Annotated in this window: 15 protein-coding genes and 3 pseudogenes; 4 read left to right on the forward strand and 14 right to left on the reverse strand. The window is 38.7% G+C overall.

Features of this window, described 5'->3' with window-relative positions:
• Positions 1-439: 439 nt before the first annotated feature.
• The 4 genes and pseudogenes from LNM86_RS03610 to LNM86_RS03625 all read right to left on the reverse strand — a co-directional run bounded on the left by LNM86_RS03610 (position 440) and on the right by LNM86_RS03625 (position 4,373).
• On the reverse strand, positions 440-2,056 hold the full coding sequence (locus LNM86_RS03610; protein ID WP_241438472.1) for a YfjI family protein: 1,617 nt from the start codon (positions 2,054-2,056) through the stop codon (positions 440-442).
• Positions 2,057-2,126: 70 nt separating this feature from the next.
• Positions 2,127-2,682 (reverse strand): annotated as a pseudogene (locus LNM86_RS03615) (DUF7146 domain-containing protein); the annotation flags it as partial.
• Positions 2,683-2,781: 99 nt separating this feature from the next.
• Positions 2,782-2,988: a helix-turn-helix transcriptional regulator gene (locus LNM86_RS03620; RefSeq protein ID WP_241438164.1), complete on the reverse strand. Its 207-nt coding sequence runs from the start codon at positions 2,986-2,988 to the stop codon at positions 2,782-2,784.
• 218 nt (positions 2,989-3,206) lie between these two features.
• Positions 3,207-4,373, reverse strand: coding sequence for a tyrosine-type recombinase/integrase (locus LNM86_RS03625; RefSeq protein WP_241438473.1), 1,167 nt, complete (start codon positions 4,371-4,373; stop codon positions 3,207-3,209).
• A 173-nt stretch (positions 4,374-4,546) separates the two neighbouring features.
• Between LNM86_RS03625 and LNM86_RS03630 the strand changes: the two are divergent.
• Positions 4,547-5,122, forward strand: a pseudogene (locus LNM86_RS03630) (PBSX family phage terminase large subunit); the annotation flags it as partial.
• Complete coding sequence (gene bgtI, locus LNM86_RS03635) at positions 5,107-7,155, forward strand: BaGTA-type gene transfer agent portal protein BgtI (protein ID WP_241438474.1); 2,049 nt, start codon at positions 5,107-5,109, stop codon at positions 7,153-7,155. The pseudogene LNM86_RS03630 and the gene bgtI, both read left to right, overlap by 16 nt.
• A gap of 960 nt (positions 7,156-8,115) precedes the next feature.
• On the opposite strand, the gene LNM86_RS03640 is transcribed toward bgtI, so the two are convergent.
• The 10 genes and pseudogenes from LNM86_RS03640 to LNM86_RS03685 form a co-directional block, all read right to left on the reverse strand.
• Positions 8,116-8,895 carry a hypothetical protein gene (locus LNM86_RS03640; RefSeq protein ID WP_241438905.1) on the reverse strand — a complete coding sequence of 260 codons (780 nt, stop codon included), beginning with the start codon at positions 8,893-8,895 and terminating at the stop codon, positions 8,116-8,118.
• A 76-nt stretch (positions 8,896-8,971) separates the two neighbouring features.
• Positions 8,972-9,469, reverse strand: a complete 498-nt coding sequence (locus tag LNM86_RS03645; protein ID WP_241438475.1) for a hypothetical protein — start codon at positions 9,467-9,469, stop codon at positions 8,972-8,974.
• Positions 9,470-9,538: 69 nt separating this feature from the next.
• Positions 9,539-10,321, reverse strand: a complete 783-nt coding sequence (locus LNM86_RS03650; protein ID WP_241438476.1) for a hypothetical protein — start codon at positions 10,319-10,321, stop codon at positions 9,539-9,541.
• Positions 10,322-10,417: 96 nt separating this feature from the next.
• Positions 10,418-10,915, reverse strand: coding sequence for a hypothetical protein (locus tag LNM86_RS03655; RefSeq protein WP_241438477.1), 498 nt, complete (start codon positions 10,913-10,915; stop codon positions 10,418-10,420).
• A gap of 81 nt (positions 10,916-10,996) precedes the next feature.
• Positions 10,997-11,782 carry an LbetaH domain-containing protein gene (locus LNM86_RS03660; protein WP_241438478.1) on the reverse strand — a complete coding sequence of 262 codons (786 nt, stop codon included), beginning with the start codon at positions 11,780-11,782 and terminating at the stop codon, positions 10,997-10,999.
• Between the two features lie 1,342 nt (positions 11,783-13,124).
• Positions 13,125-18,110: a DEAD/DEAH box helicase gene (locus LNM86_RS03665; RefSeq protein WP_241438479.1), complete on the reverse strand. Its 4,986-nt coding sequence runs from the start codon at positions 18,108-18,110 to the stop codon at positions 13,125-13,127.
• Between the two features lie 613 nt (positions 18,111-18,723).
• Positions 18,724-20,340: a YfjI family protein gene (locus LNM86_RS03670; RefSeq protein ID WP_241438480.1), complete on the reverse strand. Its 1,617-nt coding sequence runs from the start codon at positions 20,338-20,340 to the stop codon at positions 18,724-18,726.
• 72 nt (positions 20,341-20,412) lie between these two features.
• Positions 20,413-20,752: pseudogene (locus LNM86_RS12950) on the reverse strand (DUF7146 domain-containing protein); the annotation flags it as partial.
• Between the two features lie 100 nt (positions 20,753-20,852).
• The gene (locus tag LNM86_RS03680; protein ID WP_241437493.1) at positions 20,853-21,059 is read right to left on the reverse strand and encodes a helix-turn-helix transcriptional regulator; all 207 of its coding nucleotides are present in this window, start codon (positions 21,057-21,059) and stop codon (positions 20,853-20,855) included.
• A 218-nt stretch (positions 21,060-21,277) separates the two neighbouring features.
• Positions 21,278-22,444 (reverse strand): tyrosine-type recombinase/integrase, encoded by a 1,167-nt coding sequence (locus LNM86_RS03685; protein WP_241438481.1) that lies wholly within the window; start codon positions 22,442-22,444, stop codon positions 21,278-21,280.
• Positions 22,445-22,719: 275 nt separating this feature from the next.
• Between LNM86_RS03685 and LNM86_RS03690 the strand changes: the two genes are divergently transcribed.
• Positions 22,720-23,619, forward strand: coding sequence for a hypothetical protein (locus LNM86_RS03690; RefSeq protein ID WP_241438482.1), 900 nt, complete (start codon positions 22,720-22,722; stop codon positions 23,617-23,619).
• A 93-nt stretch (positions 23,620-23,712) separates the two neighbouring features.
• Positions 23,713-24,843: a BaGTA-type gene transfer agent major capsid protein gene (bgtG, locus tag LNM86_RS03695; RefSeq protein ID WP_241438483.1), complete on the forward strand. Its 1,131-nt coding sequence runs from the start codon at positions 23,713-23,715 to the stop codon at positions 24,841-24,843.
• The last annotated feature ends 15 nt before the right edge of the window (positions 24,844-24,858 follow it).

Below are 24,858 nucleotides of genomic sequence, written 5' to 3' on the forward strand. Positions count from 1 at the left end.
AAAAAAATTTAACAAGTTGCAATTATAAACAGCCTATAAACAGCAAAGTAGTAAAATTTACTATTCGTTTTTGTGTTAATAAAAACAAATTCGATATGTATTTTAAGAGATCAAAATAAATAGTTTGAAGTGTTTTATGATCACAAAAATCATAAATGGTGTCAGTTCAATTTTTAGACAAATACAGACAAGTTTTGATCAATTATTCCCATTAATTCTCTATACAGATCATCTTATTGGGATGGTTTTTTTGTAAAAATATCATAACATATTGAAATGTAATGTTTTTTACTTTTTGCTAAAAGGTGTTTTTTAAAATGAGGGGGGTAAATCAACCGACAACGACCGACAAGAATATGACCTGAGTTATGGTTATTCATTCAGGTCATATCTTTCTCTTTTGCCAGCACTCTTTAAAATCATCTTTTGTTCATTCGCTTTATTGCCTTGCATTCTCGTTTTTTACCAAAGGATGCCATTCATAGTAGGTACTCGATTTACTTGTCTGATGGGTTATAAACTTTTTGCGAATGTGGTTTGTATGGCATAAAAGCTCTAAAGCTTGTTTGACCGCTTCCTTGTCTTTTAAATGCGCCCAGCAGCGTCTGTAGATATCACGAGCAGTAAAAACCTCAGGTAAGCAATTACAGCGCTCTATAATCAAATTTGCACGCTCCTTTACCAAGATATCGCCCGCAGTATAAAACCGTTTCGCATGGCTTAACAGATAGTTTGACCAACGCAAGGCTGTTGAGAGAGAAGGCAAAGTGATCTCAAAACGCCCATCCTCAACAAGTTCGATAATGAGGGCAAGGCTTGCTATGGTTTTTGGCATTTTTAAAAGATGCGCTTGGTAAGAGACAGAAACTTTGCTTTCCTTGATTTCTTTATGATGATTTTCCCACCATTCACGAAACAATTCTTGAGCATTAGCAGCAAAGCGCATGATCCGTGGGTGCTTAGGTGATCCCAAGGGTTTGTCATAAAAAGAACGAAGCACCTTTTCATATTCTTGATAGGCTTCTTGATTGGGATTTTTATCTTTCCATTCCCACTCTTGGTTTTCATCCGGCCACACCATCATTTGAAACCGTTGCAATAAACCGTCATCTGCTTTTCCAGAAAGCATTGCCTGAATGATAGGAATAATCCGAGAAGGTTGTATTCCCCCAATCATTGAAAGCATTACATTGGGAATATGAATCGTTCCACGTCCAATACGGTCATAGGTATAGAGTTGATCCCCATTAAAAACTTGTAAATAAAACCCACGGTCTGTTTGATATTCCTTAAGTTCCAAGTTTGCTAAAAAACCAGAAAGTTCATCACGAACCATCAATAATCCTCGCGGGTTTTCATTGAGTAATTCCCCAAGCTTTTCGACGGTCACATCATTGACAATAAAGCGAGAGAGGCAATCATCTTTTTCATTGTCTTTAGAAAGGGTTTCCGACAAAAGAGCATTGGCAGCCTCAGAATCTCCTTTTTTAAGAGCTTTAGAAGCTTGTTTTCTCTTTTCTTTCTGATTGAGCTCCTCAAGGATTTCTTTAATTTTTGCACGTTTTTTTTGTTTTTTCCATTCTTGATACCATTCTTTTTGCAGGTGAGCGATAGGTGTTAAAGCGGCTTGCATGGCAGGTGTTTTTCGTGCAGAAGGTTGACCAATAATCATCCCCCATAGATTAGGAACAATCTTCCAATTATTACTATGCTGTTTTGGAGCGATACGAACCCCATTGCCAATCACGGTTGCTAAAGCACAGATAGCAGAGACAGCCACAAAATCGACAGGGGATTGTTGATGGTTAGCAATATCATAAATATACCTTCCCAAGACCAATGGAACTTGTGTAGCATGAAAAGGCTCGACCGGTAAAAGAGCGGTGTTAATCGGTTTTAATTCACCCCAGCCCATTTGTTGCAAAGCCTGTTCATAAGGGATGGCTTGTAAACAGGGATGCTCCTTTAAAGAGACAGGGGTGTTATCGTTATCAGTATCATTTAAAGAAGTATTGCCATTTTTATTGGTTAAATCAGTTTTATTTTTGTGGTCCATAAGATATTCCTTTCAAAGGGTAAAAAATCATTAAAATCAGCTCCTTCGGGAGCTTGCATCATCAAGACTTCAAAGCCTTGGCGATAAGCACGGGCAGCAAGCATCCATTGTCTTGTAAAAAGGTTCTATGGATTGCAAAGGAGCCACCACCCTCAACGAGAGCAACCAACGCGGGGATGGCTTTCCCAGAGGGATGGGGGCATTTGCTATGAAAGCGTAAACTAGGGGGGCAAGTTACAAGTGATACCACGCTTGCGTAAATAAAGCTCTGCTATGGTCCCTTTAATTGGTTGACTTTGCTTCCAAATCTTTTGTGCTCTCTCTGCTTTCTGTTTTGCCTTGTTATCTTCACAACAAAACTGTTTTGAGAGAGACAACCTATAATCATAAGTTTTATCAAAACATGTTTGTGTATTGATAAGACCAATGTTCTTAAGAGCTTGTAAGATCTCTTTAAAAGAGCAGCCGGCATAACAATAAAGCAAGAGACGCCCATCATTTCCATTGGCAAGGGATAAACTAGGCACTTGATCATCATGAGCAGGGCAGCGAGCAAGTCCATAAGCACCATACCAGACACCCCGCAAGGCATTTGTAATGCCCCGAGCATTTATAAAATGATACATTTTCGCATCCTTAGACGTTGCGTCACAGGACGGTTTTTGCTATTTTCAATTTACGATAATTTGAGAAAGCCTTGTCCGTCCTTACGTGACAAGGTTTTTTTATGCCACATCACTGAGATGTTGACGTTGCGTTTTGGCTTTTTCAATCACATTCAACAGATCCGATTTTAACCAACGTGATAAAGAACCAAATTTTAAGGGCTTTGGTAAAGCTCCATTGGTGACATGGCGACGGAATGTTGAAACGCTTATATGCAATAATTTTGCACTTTCACGGTCTGTAAGAAGAACATCATGTTCAGTCATAACTAAATCCTTTCAATCTAAAAATAGTAACAAATCATAAGTATTTATTAACCATATTTTATTGAGATTTGAAAGTAAGTTTAATCATAAAAAACAGTACTTTATGATGTATTTTCTCATTTGATAATTTATGAATCTTATTGAGCAAAAATGAGTAAACGAAGAGAGAAAGTTATCCACAGATAATGAAGTAAAAATGGGGTACAAGACCCCATATTTTAAGATTGCCCCGTAACATAGGCAGCCCATTTATCCATATAAACACGGCGCTGTTCTAAATAATCAGTACGACGGTAAGCACGCTCTACTTGTCCACCGACCACATGACCTAGAATGGTTTCTGCTACCTCAAAAGGGGCATCGGTTGTTTCTGCTAGCCAATCTCGTAAACTAGATCGAAATCCATGAGGGCAAGCATCAAGTCCAGTTCTTTGCATGTAATGTGACATGCACTTAACAGCAAGGGGACCGCGACCGGTTGCAGAGAAAAAGAAATCATTACGCGACAACAAGCGCGCTTGTTTCAAAATTTCCAATGCCTCTGTTGATAGAGGCACGCGAAATTCTTTTGTTGTATCACGCCTTCCTTTCATATTTTCAGCTGGGATAGTCCATATATCATCTTCAATCTGATCTTTATGGATATGACGCAAAGGATAGGTACGAACGCCTGTCAGAATAAGCAGACGCAAAGCCAATTGTGTTAGGGTTGGTGTTTTGCAAAGTGTTTTATAAAAAAACGGAACATCTCTCCAATCCATTGCTGGTCTATTTTGCATTTTATGGCGTTGTTTGCCTAAAAGAGCTTTTGCTTTTTCTGTTGCTTGTAGATCCACATCTAAACCCAATGCAGCAGCATGTTTGAGGCAAATATTAAGACGATTTAGTGCAGCACGGGCTGCTCCAGCTTTTGTATGCCAAATGGGGGCAAGCGTATTGCGTATATCGGTTTGTGTAATCTCTGAAACGGGTAGACAACCTAATTTAGGGAGAATATGAAGTTTTAAAGGTGAAAACCACTCACCATTTTTACCATCTCCTTTTAATTCTGCTTTACGACTTTCAAAAGCATCCAAAGCAATATCTTTTAAATAATGGAGATTACGCATTGCCTCACGTTTTTGTTTCTCACGTTCTTTAATGGGGTCACGACCATCACGAATAACAAAACGCCATTGGGTTGCCAATTCACGGGCTTGTTTTAAAGAGACATCTCTTAAAGCACCCAAGCCCATCTCACGACGCCGCCCGTGAATGGTATATCGATAAATCCATTGAGCACCCCCATCTTTACGCTTATGAAGTACCAAGCCGGCACCATCATTATATTTGCCAGCCCCCAATGTTGCGACAGCCCTTGCATTAAGACGATTCATTAAAGGCATTTTTACTCCTTTCTAAATGTTTTCTATCCACACGTTAATCCCACTTGTGACGTGCAAGGGGATGATTTTGATTGATTCAGCATAAGCAGGTTTGAGATGAGAGAATCTTAGAATATTCGGGGGTCTCATTCAACATGCAAAACAGTGAATTATTATTATAAATCAATGTCTTATTGATGCAAATACGCGCTTTTTGGGATATTGGCGGCACGGGCGCCAAGGCAGATGCGACGGCAATCTGGATAGCACAGTTTGTAGGTCGTGAGATCAGGGTCCTTGATTATTACGAAGCACAGGGGCAGCCGTTATCGGAACACATAGGCTGGTTGCGTCAAAATGGCTATGAGAAGGCGTTGATGGTGTTACCCCATGATGGTGCGACAAGAGACCGTGTGCATAATGTGAGTTTTGAGAGCGCCTTGAATGATGCCGGTTTTGAAACGCAGGTTATTCCCAATCAGGGAGCCGGTGCTGTAAAGATGCGTATAGAGGCAGTGCGACGGATATTACCGTCAATTTGGTTTAATGAAGAGACGACCGTAGCAGGGCGCAAAGCACTGAATTGGTATCACGAGAAATGGGATGAGAAGCGCAATATTGGTTTGGGCGCAGAGCATGATTGGGCAAGTCATGGGGCAGATGCCTTTGGCTTAATGTGTGTTGCTTATGAACCACCACCAGAAAGACAGAAACGAGCAGCCTATAGTAGTAAAAGAGAATATGAGAGCACCTCATGGATGGCAGAATGATGCAAGATCAAGATGACGAGCGTTTAAAGCAGGAAGACGGCAAGGCTTCTGATCTGTCCAGTGACTGTTTGTTTCGCAAGCTTGTCAGTTGGTACAAAGAAGATTTAGAGCATGTGAATAAATGGCGTGAACATGCGCGTGAAGATTTTGCTTTCTACAATGGTGATCAGTGGAATGAGAAGGACTTATCGGTTTTAAAAGAGCAACGCCGCCCTGTTATGACCTTTAACCGGATTGCCCCGCTTGTGAATGCAGTTGTAGGCTCTGAACGCAATAACAAACGAGAAGTGCAGTTTATTCCGAGACAAATAGGCAAGGCGTTGCCAAGTGAACTGCTTACCGGAGCAGCGGAATGGTTTCGTGATATGGCACACGCAGAATATGCCGATTCCGATGCTTTTCAGGATGCTGTCATTTGTGGAATGGGGTGGACCGATACACGGCTTGATTATGAGAATAATCCTGATGGGGAGCCGGTTATCACGCGTTTAGACCCGTTGAAAATGGTTTGGGACAGTGCCTCTGTTCAACCAAATTTAACCGATGCGCAACGGATGTGGTATGTTGACCGCAAGCCTTTGGAAGTTGCAAGGCAAATGTTTCCAAAATCCCATTGGACAGAACTGAATGCAGATTGGGCACGAGATGGTGTTGGTTATGAAGGGGTGCACCATAATGATCTTGAATATTACAGTGATGAGAAAAGCGTTGATGTTGAGAACGGTCGACGAATGGTCACGCTTGTTGAATGCCGTTGGTTTGAACACGAAACCGCTTACAAGGCACCTGATTTAGAGACAGGAGAACTTCGTGATTATAGCAAGGAGGAATTTGAACAGCTTTGTTGTATGATGCCGGATATTCAAGGGGTTCAGTTCAATAAAAAGGTTGTGAAACGCGCCTTTTTGGGCAGGAAGCTTTTGTTAGAGCCTGATCAACCGCTCGTTCCTGCTGGTCAATTGGGTTGGGAGTGTATTACCGGTTATTTTGATAAGATCAACCGGCAGTTTTATGGTGTTGTGCGACCGACAAAAGACCCGCAACGTTGGGCAAATAAGTACTTTAGTCAGATTATGTATATTCTCAATAGCCAATCCAAGGGTGGTATCATGGCAGAGCGGGGGGCTTTTGAGAATGAGGCAGAGGCGGCAAGAAGTCTTGCAAGAGCAGACAGTCTTACATGGACTAAACCTAACGCATTGGCACAAGGTAAAATCCAACCCAAACCTGTAGCACAGTTTCCAGCAGGTTTTTTCCAGCTGTTTAATGAAGCAAAGGAGGCAATCAATCAGGTTACGGGTTTATCACCTGAATTTATTGGCACAAGGGAAGTGACACAAGCAGGTATTCTTGAAGCACAAAGGCGTCAATCAAGTCTCAATCTGCTTGCTTGTTTGTTTGATGGCTTACGTTTGTATCGTAAGCGGCAAGGAAAGATTATCCTCCATTTGATTCAGAATTATTTGTCAGATGGTCGTTTGGTGAGGATATCAGGGGAAGAGAATGCACAATATATTCCCTTAACCCGTGAAGCAGTGATGAGTGTAGATTATGATATTGTTGTTGATGATGCACCGACCAGCCCGAATGAGAAAGAACGTACCTTCGGTATTATCACCCAGCTGTTACCGTTGCTTCAAAATGCCATTACACCAGATATCATGCTTGATTTGTTGCGTTATTCGCCTCTACCTGCGTCGTTACTCAATCGCGTGAGTGAAAGATTCCAACAGCAACAACAGATGGCACAACAGCAGCAGCAAATGAATCCAGAACAGGAAATGAATTTGCAAGAAAAGCAGCAAGACATTGCGACAAAAGCGCAAATGCAACAGATGGATTTACAAGGCAAGCAGATAGATCTGTATATGCGTCAGGAAAGAGCGAAATTAGAAGCAGAATTAATGAAAGAGAAGCATGAATTGGAGCGACAACGTATAATGTTGAAAAATATAATATATTCAATAGCTTATATGTATTTATTTTATATGAATCCACTTAAGAATCCACACTTTTATGCACAATTTAATTGACCATTTTTTACAAACAATAGCCATCTATAAACAGAGCATAAAAAGCAAATCATGATGCCAATGTTATAACACATGAGAGCATTCAAATGAAATGCAAAGCAGTTATCAGTCATAACATCTCATAAATTGTACAAGACGTTTTTATCATAACATAATTGTATAGACGTAAAGAATAATATGGCTTTTGCTCTTTTTTGAGCAAAAAAGGAATTAATCGTTTTGAAGCTGTTATAAGGTTATAGATTTTCACTCATTGAGAATCGCATAAAAGGATTTAAAGACAATCGATTTTATAACGCTTACTAAAAATTTAGAAAACGGTAGATAGCCACCATATTATCTCTTATGAAAGCGATATCCTTTTAATGATAGAACGCAAAACACGTATCAAACGCTGTTTTGATAATAGGTTTAAAGTAATAAATGCAATTTGGATTGAGTGATTAAAGACCCTTCAAAAATGAGGGCACCTTTTTTCATAAGCAGAGAGAAGTTGAGAGATAACATCATTAAATGCAGATGTTTAAAGGAGAGCTCTATAGCTGTTTTTTTGTTTTATGAGAGATTGTTTTAAAAACCAACGCTTGCTTTTGATTGACTTGATATAACTTACAAAGCGTTTTGATTTTAGAATGTAATTTCTTTGAAATTTACTCAATTCAAAAATGAGGGCATTGTTATGTTACGAATAGGTTTTAAACCATCACAGAGCTAACATGTTTTTTCATTTAAATGTGATGATCTAAAAGAACGCTTTCATAATCATTCCTTTATATTATTTTGGATAAGTTTTTATAAAGCGAATACAAAGCTTGTAATATAATACGTTTTGTATATATGCATTTATTACTCCATTAGAGTTGAGACATGAAAGCCGCGTCACGTAAAATGGCACGGCTTTCTTTTTTGCACTCTTGTCTTTTGAAATGGTATAAAACCAACGCCCCCCGCATTTATTGTTTATTCTTCAGTATCAATAATCTCTATAAGAATATCGCTCTTATTAACCTCCTTATTTTTGGGAACCTCTCTTATCTCACTTTTTCGATTCAGTTTTGCACGCCCACAAGCACGACCAAAGACCTTGATAGTATGAGAAACCTGAGCTTTACCATAAACAGAGCCATAAATTTGCGCACAGCCACTCACTTTTGCATAGTCATAAACCTTGCCATAAATTTTGGCACGGCTATTAACAACAGCATAGCCATAAACATGCGCAGTGCTAAAAAGACAAGCAGAGCCTAACACTCTAGCGTTGCCATAAAGCCTTGCATATTCAAAAAGATAACTATTATGAAAAAGATGCGCATTGCCATAAACATGGGCTTCAATTGAAACGCGACTATTGCCATAGACACGAGCCTTGCCATAAACATAGCCAGCCACATGCGCACTATCATAAACAAATGCATTGTCATAAATTTTTGCATATTGAGAAATAAACACCTTATCATGCACCTGAGCATTGCCATAGACAAGACCACAAATTTGCGCATTGCCTCGTATTTTTGCATTGTCATAAACACGGGCATGTTTATAAACCAATGCATTATCATAAACCCAGCAAAGACCGTTATGAGAAAGATTTTCTTCCTTTTCAATAAAGCCACCGAGTTGACCAGCCTTGACATCAGAAAAGCTTTTTAAAGCCTGAATGCGATAAAGCGTTGTAATTTTTTGTGTAATTTTATCTTTCAGTTGTTTTGTTTCATTAGTTAGTTTGTATTTTTTGGACATCATAAGACCCCTCACAATCTCTCTTGTGAAAAAAGTTGCATGGAAAATGTTGGAAAAAGGGAATGACCGCCGCGCTTTAAAGATTTAAAAAGGCTTTATTACGCAGCCAGATGATTTTTATTTCATTATTGGAAAGCAATTCGATATAAGACCTTGTTTCAATATCATCACGTGTCTTTTCTAAAATCATAACAATGCCGTGACTATTAGCATTTTCATAAATATGAACATAATTGACGACACGGGCGTGATCATAAATTTGTGCATTACCATAGACATGAGCATGGTCATAAATGATCGATTTACCAAGAACGATAGCATTTCCATAGACATAACCAGCGATAATAGCGTTATGATAGACCCTAGCATTTTCAGAAACCCGACCTGAGTTTAAAACCAGAGCATTACCATAAACCCAGCAATTGCCATCATGGGAGAGGTTGCTTTCATTTTCGATAAAACCACCGAGTTGACCAGCCTTGACATCAGAAAAGCTTTTTAAAGCCTGAATGCGGTAAAATATGCGATTACCAAAGAGACGCGTTTCATTTGTAAGTGCAAATTTCTTTTGCATAGGAACAATCCTTATAGAATGAGATTTTAAATGAAAGATTTGGAAAGCAGGCGCCCCCCGCGCCGTTATTTATGCTGCTTCATTTTCGATAATTTTTTCACGGCTATTGATTATAACATCATCACTTACTTCATTACGAACATACGCATTTCCAAATATTTTTGCATTGCCATAAATTTTGATATTTTTTTCAATAACCGCTTTTCCATAAACCCTAGCATTTTCAAAAATATGAGCACCCTCACTTACATAAGCAGAGCCCGATACTTTTGCATTGCCATAAACAGAGCCATTCACATAAGCACTATGCAAAACTTTTGCATTGTCATATATTTTTGCCTCTATAGTAATAAAGGCTTTTCCATAAACCACGGCATTGTCATAAACTTGACCACAAACCTTGGCATTCCCATTAACCACGCACTTGCCATAAACCCATCCCTTGTCTCGAAACCACATATTCCCTGAGATACTAGCATGATCATAAACCTTGGCATTGTCATAAACATGGGTATCATGACCATAAACTTTAGCATGATCACTAATAACAGCATTCCCATAAGCTTTAGCATGTTTAGCAACAACAGCTTCATTACGAAGTTTTGCATTTTCAGACACGACGCCATTGTCAGCAACCCACGCCTCATCATAAACCCAGCAATTACCATCATGAGAGAGATTATCTTCATTTTCAATAAAGCCACCCAATTGACCAGCCTTTACATCATCAAAATCCCTTAATGCGCGAATGCGATAAAGATTTATAGGCACAAATTTACCATCCTTATTTTGGTAAATTTCTTTGATTTCATTTGTTAATTCATATTTTTTAGTTACAACTGTACTAATCATGAGAAAACCCAATCTAAATAATCGATAAAATTTGAATGAAATGTTCTTAAGAAGGGGGCGCCCCCGCCGCGCCCGCGGTGTTATTTATGCTGCTTTTTATGGACGACACATTACAAAGGAAATCTCGCCATAAGGAGAGAGCCGTTCTGTATAAACATTCTCTCTTGTATTGCCATAGGCATTTTTAGTAACAATAGCCATGCCATAGGCACTTGCATTTTCATAAATATGGACATTACTGATAATTTTTGCACTATCAAAAACCCGTGCGTTATCATAGACATGGGCATTGGCAAAAACCTTGGCAAAATCATAAACATGCGCATTGCCATAAACAAAACCACCAACCGCAGCATTGCCATAAACCCTAGCATTATCATAAACACGACCGGGTTTTAAAACATACGCATTATCAGCAACCCAGCAATTGCCATCATGAGAGAGATTACTCTCATCTTCAATAAAGCCCCCCAATTGACCAGCCTTAACATCATCAAAATCTCTTAAAGCACGGATGCGATAAAGGGTATGATTATCAAAGACATGGGTTTCATTTGTAATTTCATATTTTTTGGATACAGTTATAGTATTCATAGGTAAGTTCCTAATCTAAATAATGGATAAAATTTGAATGAAATTTAGAGAGGGGCGCCCCCGCCGCGCCTGCGGTGTTATTTACGCAGCATCTTTAAGAGACTGATCATTAGTACAAATATCATCACGAATTTTTATATGGCTATTAACCACGGCATTGCCATAAATTTTTACATGATGATCGATATTTGATTTACCATAAACCTTGGCATTATCATAAATTCTTGCCAAGCAACCAACGCGCGCCGAGCCAGAGACTTTTGCATTGCCATAGACACTTGCATAATCCTTAATCCAAGCATTGCAAAAGACATGGGCATTATCATAAATATGTGCCCATACATAAATACGTGATTTACCATAAACATGGGCATTTCCAAAAACATAGCCACAAATATGTGCCCTCTCATAAACCCGTGCGTTATCATAAACCTTGGCACCATCAGCAATAGTAGCATTATCACTTACAACGGCATTGCCATAGACATGACCACAGACCCTAGCGTTATCGTTAATTTTTGCATTTTCATAAATATGAGCTTTATAATCAAATACCCATGCCTTGCCATTTACAGTAGCATTTCCATAAACCTTGGCTTGTCTAAAAACTTTAGCTTCTTGATAAATTTTAGCATTCTCATAAAGCTTGGCATCCAAAAAAACCGCGGCATTATCATAAATCCAACAATTGCCATCATGAGAGAGGTTATCTTCGTTTTCAATAAAACCACCCAATTGACCAGCCTTTACATCATCAAAATCTCTTAATGCGCGAATGCGGTGTAAAGTAATCCCATCAAAAGTGAAGTTTTCAGTGGTTAATTCATATTTTTTGGATAATGTTTGTTTATTAACAGTAGCATTCATAGCTAGTGTCTCCTACATGTTTGAAGTTTTCAGTTGACACCCTTATAAGACGCCGGGCGTTGAAAACACGGCATGTAGTCCGTTGTTATGCTTTTCCCATGAAAGGGTATTGTATGGCATAACCACACCCGACAAGATCTTCATATACTAACAAGAGCATAAAAGACAATCAGTATTTTAAAGGACATGGGAAAGGCTGTTTCGTAACCTATCCGCTACATGTTAAGTGTTTTCATCACTTGAGTATTTATATAACAAATTACGTATTTATTGTCAACTATCTTTTATTCTTTTTTGTGTTTTTTTATAATTATTTTTTATGCCATTGTGTATAAATATGCGTCATATGCTTATAAATATTTTCTGTTTTATTGACTCTATTTGACTCTATATTACGCAATTGCGTTATTTTTCTCTTTTAAACATCATAATAACTAAGAATGCTCTCATAATGCCCATTTTTAACTTTATAACGCATCATTATTTTTATGAGATAACTTGTGTATATTTTTGTGAATTTCGTTGTCATTTTATAAAGAGACCGCGTTTTTATAACCACCGCTTTTGATTCAAATCTATTGTTTTGATTCATTCTCTATAGCCACCGCATCATTCTCATAAAAGGATAATATGATCATGCGGTTTTGATTTTTATAAAAACATTTTGAATTCTTGTATCCTTATCAAAATGCCTTTTTATGGGCTTTTGTCTCTTTTGTTTGTTTTGTCAGTTAATCTAGCCCCCCCTTTTATTTAAAAAAATTGAGATAAAATAAAAACATTATATTTCAATAGGTTAGTATTTTTCAAAATTTTAAAATATCACGTATAAAAGCAATGTGAGTAATATAGACAATTAATGACACGCGTTTTGTCTGTTTTGTCAAATTTTGTCAGTAAATTTTAAAAGACAATTGTTATGATTAGAGTGCGTGTTTTAACCATGTTTTATGAGAGGGAATATGGCTCTTTAAATGCCTCTCAAAAGACAAGAGATGGTTATGAGGCGTGTTATAAAGAGTAACTTATCAATTTAAAGGGGGGTTTGAGTTTTGAAACTTTGTGTTTTAAAGAAAAAAACACTAAAAAGACAAAAAACAATCTCTATTGATAAATGCAACCTATTAATACGCATATTTCTTTTTAAAGAAAGATATGAAAGGCATCATTTGAGATTGCGATATAATCTTTTAAAGGCAATGTAAAAAATCTTATCCTCTCTTTTTAGAATAGCGCATGGTAAATCATTCCTTTTAAGATTATAGGTAAGCAACCTAATAAGAGAGTATAGATTATGGTTATAAGATCTATACCCCTTATGAGATTGGCATGATTCATAAATCTATTCAGTTTCTCTTAATTCTAGATTTGGTAAGTTTTTAACAATCTTCATTGTTTCTAAACTTACCGTAATAACCCTTTGGAACAATTCCAATGGATAAGCAGGGTTGCCAATGGTCTCAAGTGCATAGCGATTGGCATCATTAACAATGCCACTCTTTTTATCAGTTTTTACACATTGCCGCCCCATAACCCATTCAAGAGCGGGTTTACCATTTACGATATACTCATAAGCTTCCTTAGGTATATCTGTTATTGTGATATTACTATTGTAAATAACAGTGGTTTTATCCTTTTCCTTACTATTGCCAGCAAATTTCATTTCTGTAACGTAATAAAACTTTTCGGGGTTCTTTATATCTGTAAGTTTTGGATTACCTTTTTTAAAGGTAACGGGATAAGGCTCTACCGTTTCATAATTAACGTGTAAATTGCCTAATTCACGACCCGCATTAACAAATGCCCAGAAATCCTCAGCACTTTTTACGCAAGGGATGCGAGGCAATTCTTTAGAGAGATTATCAGCATAGCGAGCACGGTAATCTTCTGAATGCAAAAGACCGTAAACATAATAGAAGAGATCATCCTTAGTTATGGTCTCATTAGGATAAGCAGCTTTAAAATGTGCTAAACCTTCATCAGTAATGGCATCACGGCGTTGTAAATCAGCAGCTTTGGTTTCTTCTGTAGAATTTGCAAATAAATGAGATTGTTTCTTATCATGGTCATCTATTGAAGAGTCAACATCTTCGTAAATATAGCGTGGAAAGCATTGGTTTTTTTCTATTAAATCATGATTAGGCAAAGCATTACTCATCAAAACAGAAAAGCTTTTTTTCCCTCCTATGCCTGTAACTTGTATCACCTTGTTTTCAACTGCTTTTCCTATAGGGAATATACGCAGCATTTGGTAAACACCATCATTAAGATCCCGATTATAATAAAGCCACTGTTGTGTAAAAGGACGGTACAAGCTTTTGGTAAAACAATTTTCCTTAAAATTGAAAGCCCTTCCTTTTATTAAATATTGTTTGAGATTAAAACTCCAACTTATTTTTTTCTCATCCGAACTAACAAAATCATTTATAGTCTTTGCACGTGTTTTAGAGTCAGCATGTGGATAGGTCTCATTAAAACGTTCTAACTCACTGTTATAGAACACAATCATATTATTTATATTTTTTACTAAAGATTTGCGGCTTGAGTTGTATGTCCATGCATCACGATTGCTCTTAAGTCCACAAGAATAAGTCTCAAAAAGCTTTTTACCATGACCTTCCTTAACACCCATAGCTAGGAATGCTTTGAAACTGTCATTACGTTGATTAATCCAATCACCATGTTTGTCTGGTGTAATGATTTTCCAACCGTGTTCACTCCGTGTAATACCCTCAATGCTACCAAAGTCCTTAATTGACTTAAGCTTTTCTTCTCTTGTGAGATAATCTTCAAGATCATGAAAATATATTTTATCACGCTGTTTGGATTCTGGATTTTTTACAAGAATAGAGATAGCAATAGGGGCTCGTGATCCGGAACCAAAAATTTTTCCACCTTCTTTTCGAGAAAGCTCTCCAGAGGTTCGTTGATTACCACGTAAATGGAAAATGTAAAGGCTGCTAAATTCTTCAACAAGGCATTTACGTAAACCTGTCATAGAATTTGCATCTACAAAACTTGCATTTGTAACAAAACCAATAATACCACGGTCTTTTATACGGTCACTAGCCCAACGGATGGCACGAATATAACTGTCATATAGTGCTCGTATATTAGTTACTTCCGATTGAACGGCATAAGTATCACTAATACGTTTATCTAATATGGGGTAAGAGGTGTTTTTTGCATTGTCATTTTCGCTTTTTTGACCTGTTGAATAAGGAGGGTTACCAAAGATCACTTCAATATTCAGGTTTTTCTGATGTTCTAAATACTCACTGTTTTCTTTAAACAATTTTTGCAGCAGATTTTTCTCTTCAAGCATCTGAAACGTATCGGTTAAACCAATATGCTTAAAGGGGATATAATCTCCTTTCATAAGACTATGATAGGTCGATTCAATATTAATCGCTGCTATGTAATAAGCTAATAAAACAATCTCATTGGCATGAATATCATGACGGAATTTATATTCCATATCCTCTGGTTTTATCAGATCAGATTGCAAAAGCCTTGTGATAAAGGTACCCGTACCTGTAAAAGGGTCAAGAATAGAAACACCACGGGAGCCTAAGCTCTTGCCAAATTCCTTGCGTAAAACATCATCAACAGAGTGAATAATAAAATCCACAACCTCAACAGGGGTATAAACAATACCAAGCTTATCTGTTGTACGTTTAAAAGCCTTGGCAAAAAAGCTTTCATAAAGTTTGATAATCAGATTTTGTCTTGCATGGGGTTCGGTAATCCCAGAGGCACGGAATTTGACACTGTCATAGAATTCTTTAAGCTCTTTTGACTCTTCTTCAATATTTGTCTTGTCTAATTCCTTTAAAATCTTTTCCATTGCTTGTGAGATGGCATTGTTTTGAACAAATTGATTGCCATCAAATAAAGCTTCAAACACAGGACGCGTGACAAGATGCTGCGCTAACATCTCAACAGCTTCTTCTTGCTTGATATCACTGTTTAAGTTGTTTTGTAATTCTTTGAGAAACGCATCAAACGCACGGCGTGCTTTACTCTTTTCATCAGCAAGCATGTTTTGCAGGCGATTGATATGATTTTGTGCAATCTCAGCAACATTGCCAGCCCAGTTTTCCCAATAGTCACTCATAGTAGATCTTTTGACAAGAAATGCCCTAAAAGCATTGGGAAATGCCTTATACAGAGGCAATTGTCCTTGCCCATTATGATGAGAAAGGGATTTACGGACAGTCGTAGCAAAAGAAGCATGTGCACTTTCTGTTTTCGCTTGTAAGGGCACATCATCAACAACGGTTGTCACATTTTCTATCTCCATCTTTTGAGAAACCGTGACAATATCGATAATAGAACTTACATCTTGCCCTAAGTTCATTTGATTAAGGGTTTTGCTAAAATTCTCATCATGCGAAAGCAAAGCATTGAGAACTTGCCAAACAACACTGTATTTCTTATTGTTTTTTAAAGCCAATTCAGGAGAGATCCCAGCCGGCACGCCAACCGGTAAAATGATATAGCCTCTTTTCTTATTGGGAGCCCGACGCATCACACGCCCCACCGCCTGTATGACATCCACTTGGCTTTTGCGCGGGTGTAAAAACATCACCGCATCAAGAGCAGGGACATCCACACCTTCTGAGAGACAGCGAACATTGGTTAAGATACGACAGGTATTGTCCCCCGCATCAGCTTCCAACCATTCAAGCAATTCCGTTCGTTTCTTGGCACCATCTTTTCCATCAATATGTTGCACCTCACAGAGAAGAGGAGGTGTATCTTTGTGTTCTTTATGGATTTTACGGAAAGCTCTCTTAACACCCTTGCCTTCAAAGGTATCACGAATGCGTTGCGAGGTTTTAATATCTTTACAAAAAGCCAAAGCACGGCGCATGGGGTTAGGGTCATCACCAAGATCAACTTTCAGATCGATTTTGCTAAGAGCTTGGTAACAGCCTAAGATCTTTGTTCTATCATCAAGAGTAAGTTCATAATTCTTATGGTTGGTAGGAATCTCAAGAGTATCACGTACGAACTTTTCATCCACACCCAAGACAATAATCTTATAAGGCGTTAAGAGGTCATTCTTGACGGCATCGGAGAAACTATAAAAATAGAGCTGTTTTCCATAGATTGTCTCATTATCCATAGACGCCAGCACAGCATCCAGTTCATCCGCACGCCTTTTTGCATTGTCACTAAAGATGCGCGGGGTTGCGGTCATGTAAAGACGTTTTTTGCCCTGAATAATGCTGTTATCATGAACCTTGATAAAATCAGATTCACTTTTATCCGTTCCCAAAGCCGCCCCCGTTGTTCTATGGGCTTCATCGCAAATGATCAGATCAAATTCAGGTAAATCATGGTCCTTTTGTGCATCAGCAATCACTTGGATTGATTGGTAAGTAGCAAAAACAACATTCATAACATGGGGAGAAACTTTGTTTCCTTTCTCTCCAAGCATTTGCGCATCGGTTGTGACAGGCAAAGCAAGATCCGAGGCACTCAGTTCAGCATCATCATCATTATTGAAACGCCGCTTGCCTATTTGCTTATCCGAACACACAGCAAAGGAACGCAACGGGATTTGTGCATCCGTTGTCCATTCGCGTATGGTTTGTGACATAAGAGCAAGAGAAGGCACCAAAAACAAAACACGCTTGCCTGTTCCGGCTATTTGTTCTGCTATCTTGAGACTGGTGAAAGTTTTACCCGTTCCACAAGCCATAATTAGCTTGCCACGGTCTGCTTCTTTTAAACCCTCACAGACAGCTTCAATGGCTTCTTTCTGATGGGTAAAAGGCAACTTTTGTTTCTTATCTTTAAGAACAATTTTCCCTTCTGTTTCAAAAATCCCCCAATCAATTGCACTGTCTTCCATATTGAAGAGATTAATGCGATAAACCGGAACCGCTTGTCCTTCAATCATGGTATTGGCGTTTTCACTTAATTCCCCTTGCGTGCTGTCAATAAGAAGGCGATATTTAAAACGATTTTTACCTGAGATGGCGATAAAGCTCTCAATGTTCTCTTGCGTGATCTGATAATTTGTCTCATAAAATTTACATTGAATGGCTACATACTCATTGCAATCACGGATTTTTGCCACCAGATCAATATCCGTATCTTCATCGCTTCCTTTCCATCCATGCACATCAGCCACGTCTCTATAGCTTTGGACCGTTTCATATTCTTGGCATTGGAGAGGGTCTTGTGTGAGATAAGCAATCACAAACTTTTCGAAAGCCTTTTGCTTTTCTTGATCTGAGATTGGTTTTTCACGATAGGATTGTAAGAGAGAGCGTAAAGTGACTTGTTTATTATCAAAATTGAGGGTTTGAGACATTATAGAGAAACTCCATACCTTATGACATTGACTCATTAACAGTGTAAGAATCACAATGGCGTTTCATAAATACATTTAGAACAAATATCGAGTACCAATAAACCAAAATGGCGCGAAAACCTATCAATTCCCTCAAAAAAATTTACAAGATGCAATTATAAACAGCCTATAAACAGCAAAGTAGTAAAATTTACTATTCGTTTTTGTGTTAATAAAAACAAATGCAAACCGTGTTTTAAGAGATCAAAATGATTGTTTTGAAGTGTTTTATGATCACAAAATATCATAACAATTGTCTATTAAAATTTACCGACAAAAATTGACAAAACAGACAAAACTCAAGTCACTGATTGTCTATCTTACTCACATGGCTTTTATGCATTGGATTGCAAAAATTTGTATAATGCTAACCTATTGAAATAGAATGCTTTTATTTTTTCTCTCAATTTTTTTAAATAGGAGGGGGGGTAAATCAACAGACAAAACTGTCAAAAGAGACAAAACTCTTTTTACAAAAGAATTCTGATCTTTCCCTTTGCAGAAGGTTACCTAACAGAATGCCATTGAAAAGAGTTTTGCAAAATTGTTGTGAGAAGCTTTAAAAGAGCTTTCTTCATTGCTTTATACTCTGATTTTTCACCAAAGGATGCCATTCATAGCGTATGGTAGAACGACCGCCTTTTTGCTCCTTGTTATCACAGATTTTACGAAGATAGTTGCAACGGCATAAAACATCTAAAGCTGTTTTAACGGCTTCTTTGTCTTTTAAATGCGTCCAGCAGCGCCTGTAGATATCACGAGCAGTAAAAACTTCAGGTAAGCCATTACAACGCTCTATAAGCAAATTTGCACGCTCTGTTGTTAAGCTATCATCCGCCGCATAAAGACGTTTCGCATGACTTAACAGATAGTTTTCCCAACGCAAGGCTGTTTGAAGGGCTTCTTTATTGATTTCAAAACGACCACCTTCGACAAGTTCAAAAATCAAAGCAAGACTTACTATGGTTTTGTCCATTTTTGCACAATGCGATTGTAAAGCTTCAGAGAGATCATCCCTTCTGATCGCTTTCTGATGATTTTCCCACCACTCACTAAACATCTCTTGTGCTTCAGCAGAAAAACGCATGGTCGTTGGATGTTGAGAAGATCCTACCGGTTTATCATAAAGAGAACGAAACACTTTTTCATAAGCTTCCCATGCCTTTTGATTGGGATATTCATCCCTCCATTCTCTCTCTTTATTGTTATCGGGCCATACCATCAGTTGAAACCGTTGCAATAAACCATCATCGTTTATTCCACGGTTTATCGCTTGTACAATGGGAATAATCCGAGAAGGTTGAATGCCTCCTATAATGGAAAGTGTTGCATTGGGAATATAAATTGTTCCACGTTCTATACGGTCATAGGTATAAGGAGAATTTCCATTAAAAGCCGTCAGATAAAAAGAACGGTCAGTCTGATATTCCTTTCTTTCCATATTAGCTAAAAAACCAGAAAGTTCATCACGAACCATTAATAACCCCCGCGGGTTTTCTCTCAGTAATTCTCCAAGCTTTTCAACCGTTGCATCATTGACCAGAAGACGTCGTTTAACAAGAGTTTCATCCTCACTTTCTTGATCTTCAAGAGGTTCATTAAGAAGAGCGATAGCTTGTTGCTTGTTTTTATTTTTAAAAGCTTTTCGGGCTTGTTTTTTCTTTTCTTGTCTCTCTAATTCAATGAGAAGATTTTTTGTCTCTTTCTGTTTTTTCTGTTTCCGCCATTGTTGATACCATTCATTTTGAAAGGAATAAAGAGGAGCGAGAGCGGCTTGCATATCAGGTGTTTTGAGAGTTGCAGATCGCCCGATAATGGCGCCCCATAGATTAGGGACAATTTTCCAATTGTGCGTATTTTGTTTTGGAGCAATGCGAATTCCATTGCCAATCAGGGCAGCTAACCCACACAGAGCCGAGACAGCAATAAAATCGAGAGAAGATTGTTGGCATTCAGCCACGTCATAAATATAGTCTCGTAAAGTTGAAGGCATTTGTTCGGGGTGAAAAGGTTCAACCGGTAAAAGCGCTTTGTTTATCGGTTTTAATTCACCCCATCCCATTTGTTGCAAAGCCTGTTCATAAGGGATGGCTTGTAAACAGGGATGCTCCTTTAAAGAGACAGGGTTGTTATCGTTATCAGTATTATTTACAGAAGTATTGCTATTGTTTTCTAGAATATTTTTTGTCATTTTTTTATCTTTCATAATTTAATAATAAAATGTTGAAGTCAGAGCCATGGGGAGCTTGCATCATCAAGACTTCAAAGCCTTGGCGATAAGCACGGGCAGCAAGCATCCATTGTCTTGTAAAAAAGTTCTATGGATTGCAAAGGAGCCACCACCCTCAACAAGAGCGACCAACGCGGTGATGGTTTTCCCAGAGGGATGGGGGCAGTTGCTATGAAAGCGTAAACTAGGGAGGCAAGTTACAAGTGATACCACGCTTGCGTAAATAAAGCTCTGCTATGGTCTCTTTAAAAGAACATAGAGATAAACTAGGCACTTGATCATCATGGGCAGGGCAGCGGGCTAGTCCATAAGCACTATGCCAGACACCCCGCAAGGCATTTGTAATGCCCCGAGCATTTATAAAATGATACATTTTTCGCATCCTTAGACGTTGCGTCACAGGACGGTTTTTGCTATTTTCAATTTACGATAATTTGAGAAAGCCTTGTCCGTCCTTACGTGACAAGGTTTTTTTATGCCACATCACTGAGATGTTGACGTTGCGTTTTGGCTTTTTCAATCACATTCATCAGATCCGATTTTAACCAGCGCGATAAAGAACCAAATTTTAAGGGCTTTGGTAAAGATCCATTGGTGACATGGCGACGGAATGTTGAAACGCTTATATGCAATAATTTTGCACTTTCACGGTCTGTAAGAAGAACATCATTTTCAGTCATAACTAAATCCTTTCAATCTAAAAATAGTAACAAATCATAAGTATTTATTAACCATATTTTATTGAGATTTGAAAGTAAGTTTAATCATAAAAAACAGTACTTTATGATGTATTTTCTCATTTGATAATTTATGAGTCTTATTGAAACGAAATGAGAGAACGAAGAGAGAAAGTTATCCACAGATAATGGAATAAAAATGGGGTATAAGACCCCATCTTTTAAGATTGCCCCGTGACATAAGCCGCCCATTTATCCATATAAACACGACGCTGCTCTAAATAGTCAGTACGACGGTAGGCACGCTCTACTTTACCCCCGACTGTATGACCTAGAATGGTTTCAGCGACCTCATAGGGAGCATCGGTTGTTTCTGCTAACCAATCGCGTAAACTAGACCGAAAGCCATGCGGGCAGGCATTAAGTCCAGTTTTTTTCATGTAGAGTGACATGCTCCTTTCAGCAAAGGGACCATGACTTTTAAGAGAAAAAAAGAAATCATTACGAGAAAGCAGGCGCGCTTGTTTCAAAATTTCTAATGCTTCTGTTGATAAAGGCACGCGAAACTCTGTTGTAGCATCACGCCTTCCTTTCATATTTTCAGCAGGGATGGTCCATATATCACCATCAACTTGATCTTTATGGATATGACGCAAAGGATTTGTACGAACGCCTGTAAGAATAAGCAGACGCAAAGCCAGTTGTGTTAGGGTTGGTGTTTCGCAAAGTGTTTTATAAAAAGCCGGTATATCTTTCCAATCCATAGCAGGCATATTTTTAACTTTATGGCGTTGTTTTCCCAAGAGTGCGCGTGCTTTTGCTGTTACCTGTAAATCAACATCCAAACCCAAGGCAGCCGCATGTTTCAGACATATATTAAGACGATTAAGAGCTCTATAAGCTGTTGCAGCTTTTGCATGCCAGATAGGAGCAAGTGTATTGCGTATATCGGTTTGTGTAATCTCTGAAACCGGCATACAACCTAATTTAGGGAGAATATAAAGTTTTAAAGGTAAAAACCAACTTCCAGCCTCACCATCTCCTTTTAATTCTGCTTTACGGCTTTCAAAAGCATCCACGGCAATATCTTTTAAATAATGCAGATTACGCATTGCCTCACGTTTTTGTTTCTCACGTTCTTTAATGGGGTCACGACCCTCACGTAAAACAGAACGCCATTGGGTTGCAGTTTCACGAGCTTGTTTTAAAGAGACATCTCTTAAAGCACCCAAACCCATTTCACGACGGCGCCCGTGGATAGTATAGCGTAAAAGCCATTGAGCACCACCATCTTTACGCTTATGAAGTAACAAGCCAGCACCATCATTATATTTGCCAGCCCCCAATGTTGCGACAGCCCTTGCATTAAGACGATTCATTAAAGGCATTTTTGCTCCTTTCTAAACGGTTTTCTACCCACACACCAACCCCGCTTATGACGTGCAAATAAGTGACTTTAATTGATTGAACATAATATGATTTGAAATGAGAAAATCTTACAATATTCGGGGGTCTCATTCAATATGCAAAACAGTAAATTATCATTATAAATCAATGCCTTGTCTTGGAGCGGCAACGCATTTTGAATGAGCAAATGCACAATCAGATTATGCGGTCCAGAACAGAAGCATATAGAGCACGCAGCATTTAGAAAGGTGAAAGAATGAATGCACAAATGACTGAAGAGAGTAATGGAATGAATGAAGCTTACCCATTGGATAATCAAGTTTTTGATGATGATGGGCATTTTAATGTTAGCAATGAGAGTGAAACCGTTACCAGTGATGATGTGAGTTCTCAAGAGACGGTTTCACAGCCTGTTCATGAACCCTCTGAAATCTCTACTTTAGAGCAGCAACGTGCAGAAGAGCAAGCGCGTCAAGCCCGTGAAGCGTTGATGAAGTTTTATAATCCTCAACCACAGGAAACTCCAGTTGTTGAAGGAGACAATATGCCCCCTGATATGAGTCAGGATATTATCGGCTATATGGCATGGATGGGCAAACGGCTTGAAGAGCAGGATAGGTTTATTCAAGCGCAACAGGATGCGCAAAGGCAGGCTTATGAACAACAATATCATGATGCGCATTTAAATCAGTTTTTAGAAAATTCTGTTGCAGCAACCAAGAGTAAGTATAGTGATTTTGATGCAGCAGCGGATTATCTTTATGAGACACGTGCGAAGCAGTTATCGGCTTGGTCCAAAGTTTATCCAGAGTACGCACAAAAGAGTACGATTGATGCGATTATAGGCAATGAATTGCGTACTATAGTAGCGACGTGTGCACAAAAGGGTACAAATCCAGCCGACGAGCTTTATGGGATAGCGCAAAACCTTGGTTATCAGAACCAAGCGATCCAAGCTAATAATCAGGTTGCAGCGCTTCAAAGCCGTCAGAATTCTGCGAGGACTTTAACAGCATCCGGAGGAGGAGGCAGTACAGGACCTCTTTCATTTGAGACGATTAGTGCAATGTCCGATAAAGAGTTTCAAGCATGGTACAGCAATCCAAAGAACCAAGCGCTTATTCGCAAATTGAGTGGTGCGGATGATGAGGATTAAGTGAACGACTTTTTTAGAGAAGAAGCCGCTTTTGATGCGGGTTTTCCTCCGGCTTTTAAGCCGGTTTTTTTATAGCAAAGAAAGGTGAAATAAATGGCAACAACCAATATAGGGATTAATGAACCCCATGCATTAAAAACATGGGCAAGAATGCTGGATGCGGAGGTATCAAAGGCAACCCCGATTGCTCCATTAATGGGCAAGGGCTCCAATAGCATTATTCAGGTCAAAACAGAGACACAGAAAGGCAAAGGAGATTGTATAACCTTTAGCCTTCGTGCGCAATTAGCAGGTCGTGGTGTGAGTGAGGGCGAAACGCTTGAAGGAAACGAAGAAGCGCTCCAATTCCTCCATGATAAATTGTATATCAATGAACTCTATCATGGCACGCGCATTCCCAATGAAGGGACGATTGATACGCAACGCACTTTGTTTAATTTGCGCGAAGAAGCCAAAAACAGTTTATCGGATTGGTATGCTGACCGTTTGAGTTTGATGTTTTTCATTCATGCTTGTGGCTACACAGCCAATAGGCTTCATTTTGAAGGGGATTTGATTGATCTTGACCCACTTTACTATGGGTTTAATACGCCGATTGCCCCAAGTAGTAAGCGCATTGTGCGTCCAGATAGCAAAACCAAGGATGAAGACCTTACAGAGAAAGCCAAACATAGCTTTAATCTTAAATTGATCGATGAAGCGGTTCAATGTGCAAAACTTGCAAACCCTAAGATTAGACCGGTTCGTGTGAATGGCGAAAGTGTCTATGTTTTATATTTGCATCCCATCCAAGTAACGCAATTGCGTACAAATACAGAAACGGGTCAGTGGCTTGATATTCAGAAAGCAGCTTATACCGGTTCACGTGCTAAAAACCCAATTTTTGATGGTTCTTTGGGCATGTATAACGGTGTGATTTTACGGGAATCTGAACATGTGACCAATGGTGTCAAATCAACGGATAGTACTCGCGTTGCAGGGGTTCGTCGTGCTGTTCTTCTTGGAGCCCAGAGCGTTGTTATGGCTTTCGGCAAGGGTTATGGCGATACACGCTATAAGATTGAAGAAGAAACTTTCGATTACAAACGTGAATATGGTTTTGGTGTTCATACGATTATAGGCATGAAGAAAACCTGTTTCCAAATGCCCGGAAGAGCCCAAGGCGCACAAGATTTTGGCACGATTGTCATTCCCACCTACACCGGTGAAGTTGACGCGAATTAATGAGAAAGGAATAAG

It is taken from the genome of Bartonella machadoae, assembly GCF_022559585.1.
GTDB classification, from domain to species: domain Bacteria; phylum Pseudomonadota; class Alphaproteobacteria; order Rhizobiales; family Rhizobiaceae; genus Bartonella; species Bartonella machadoae.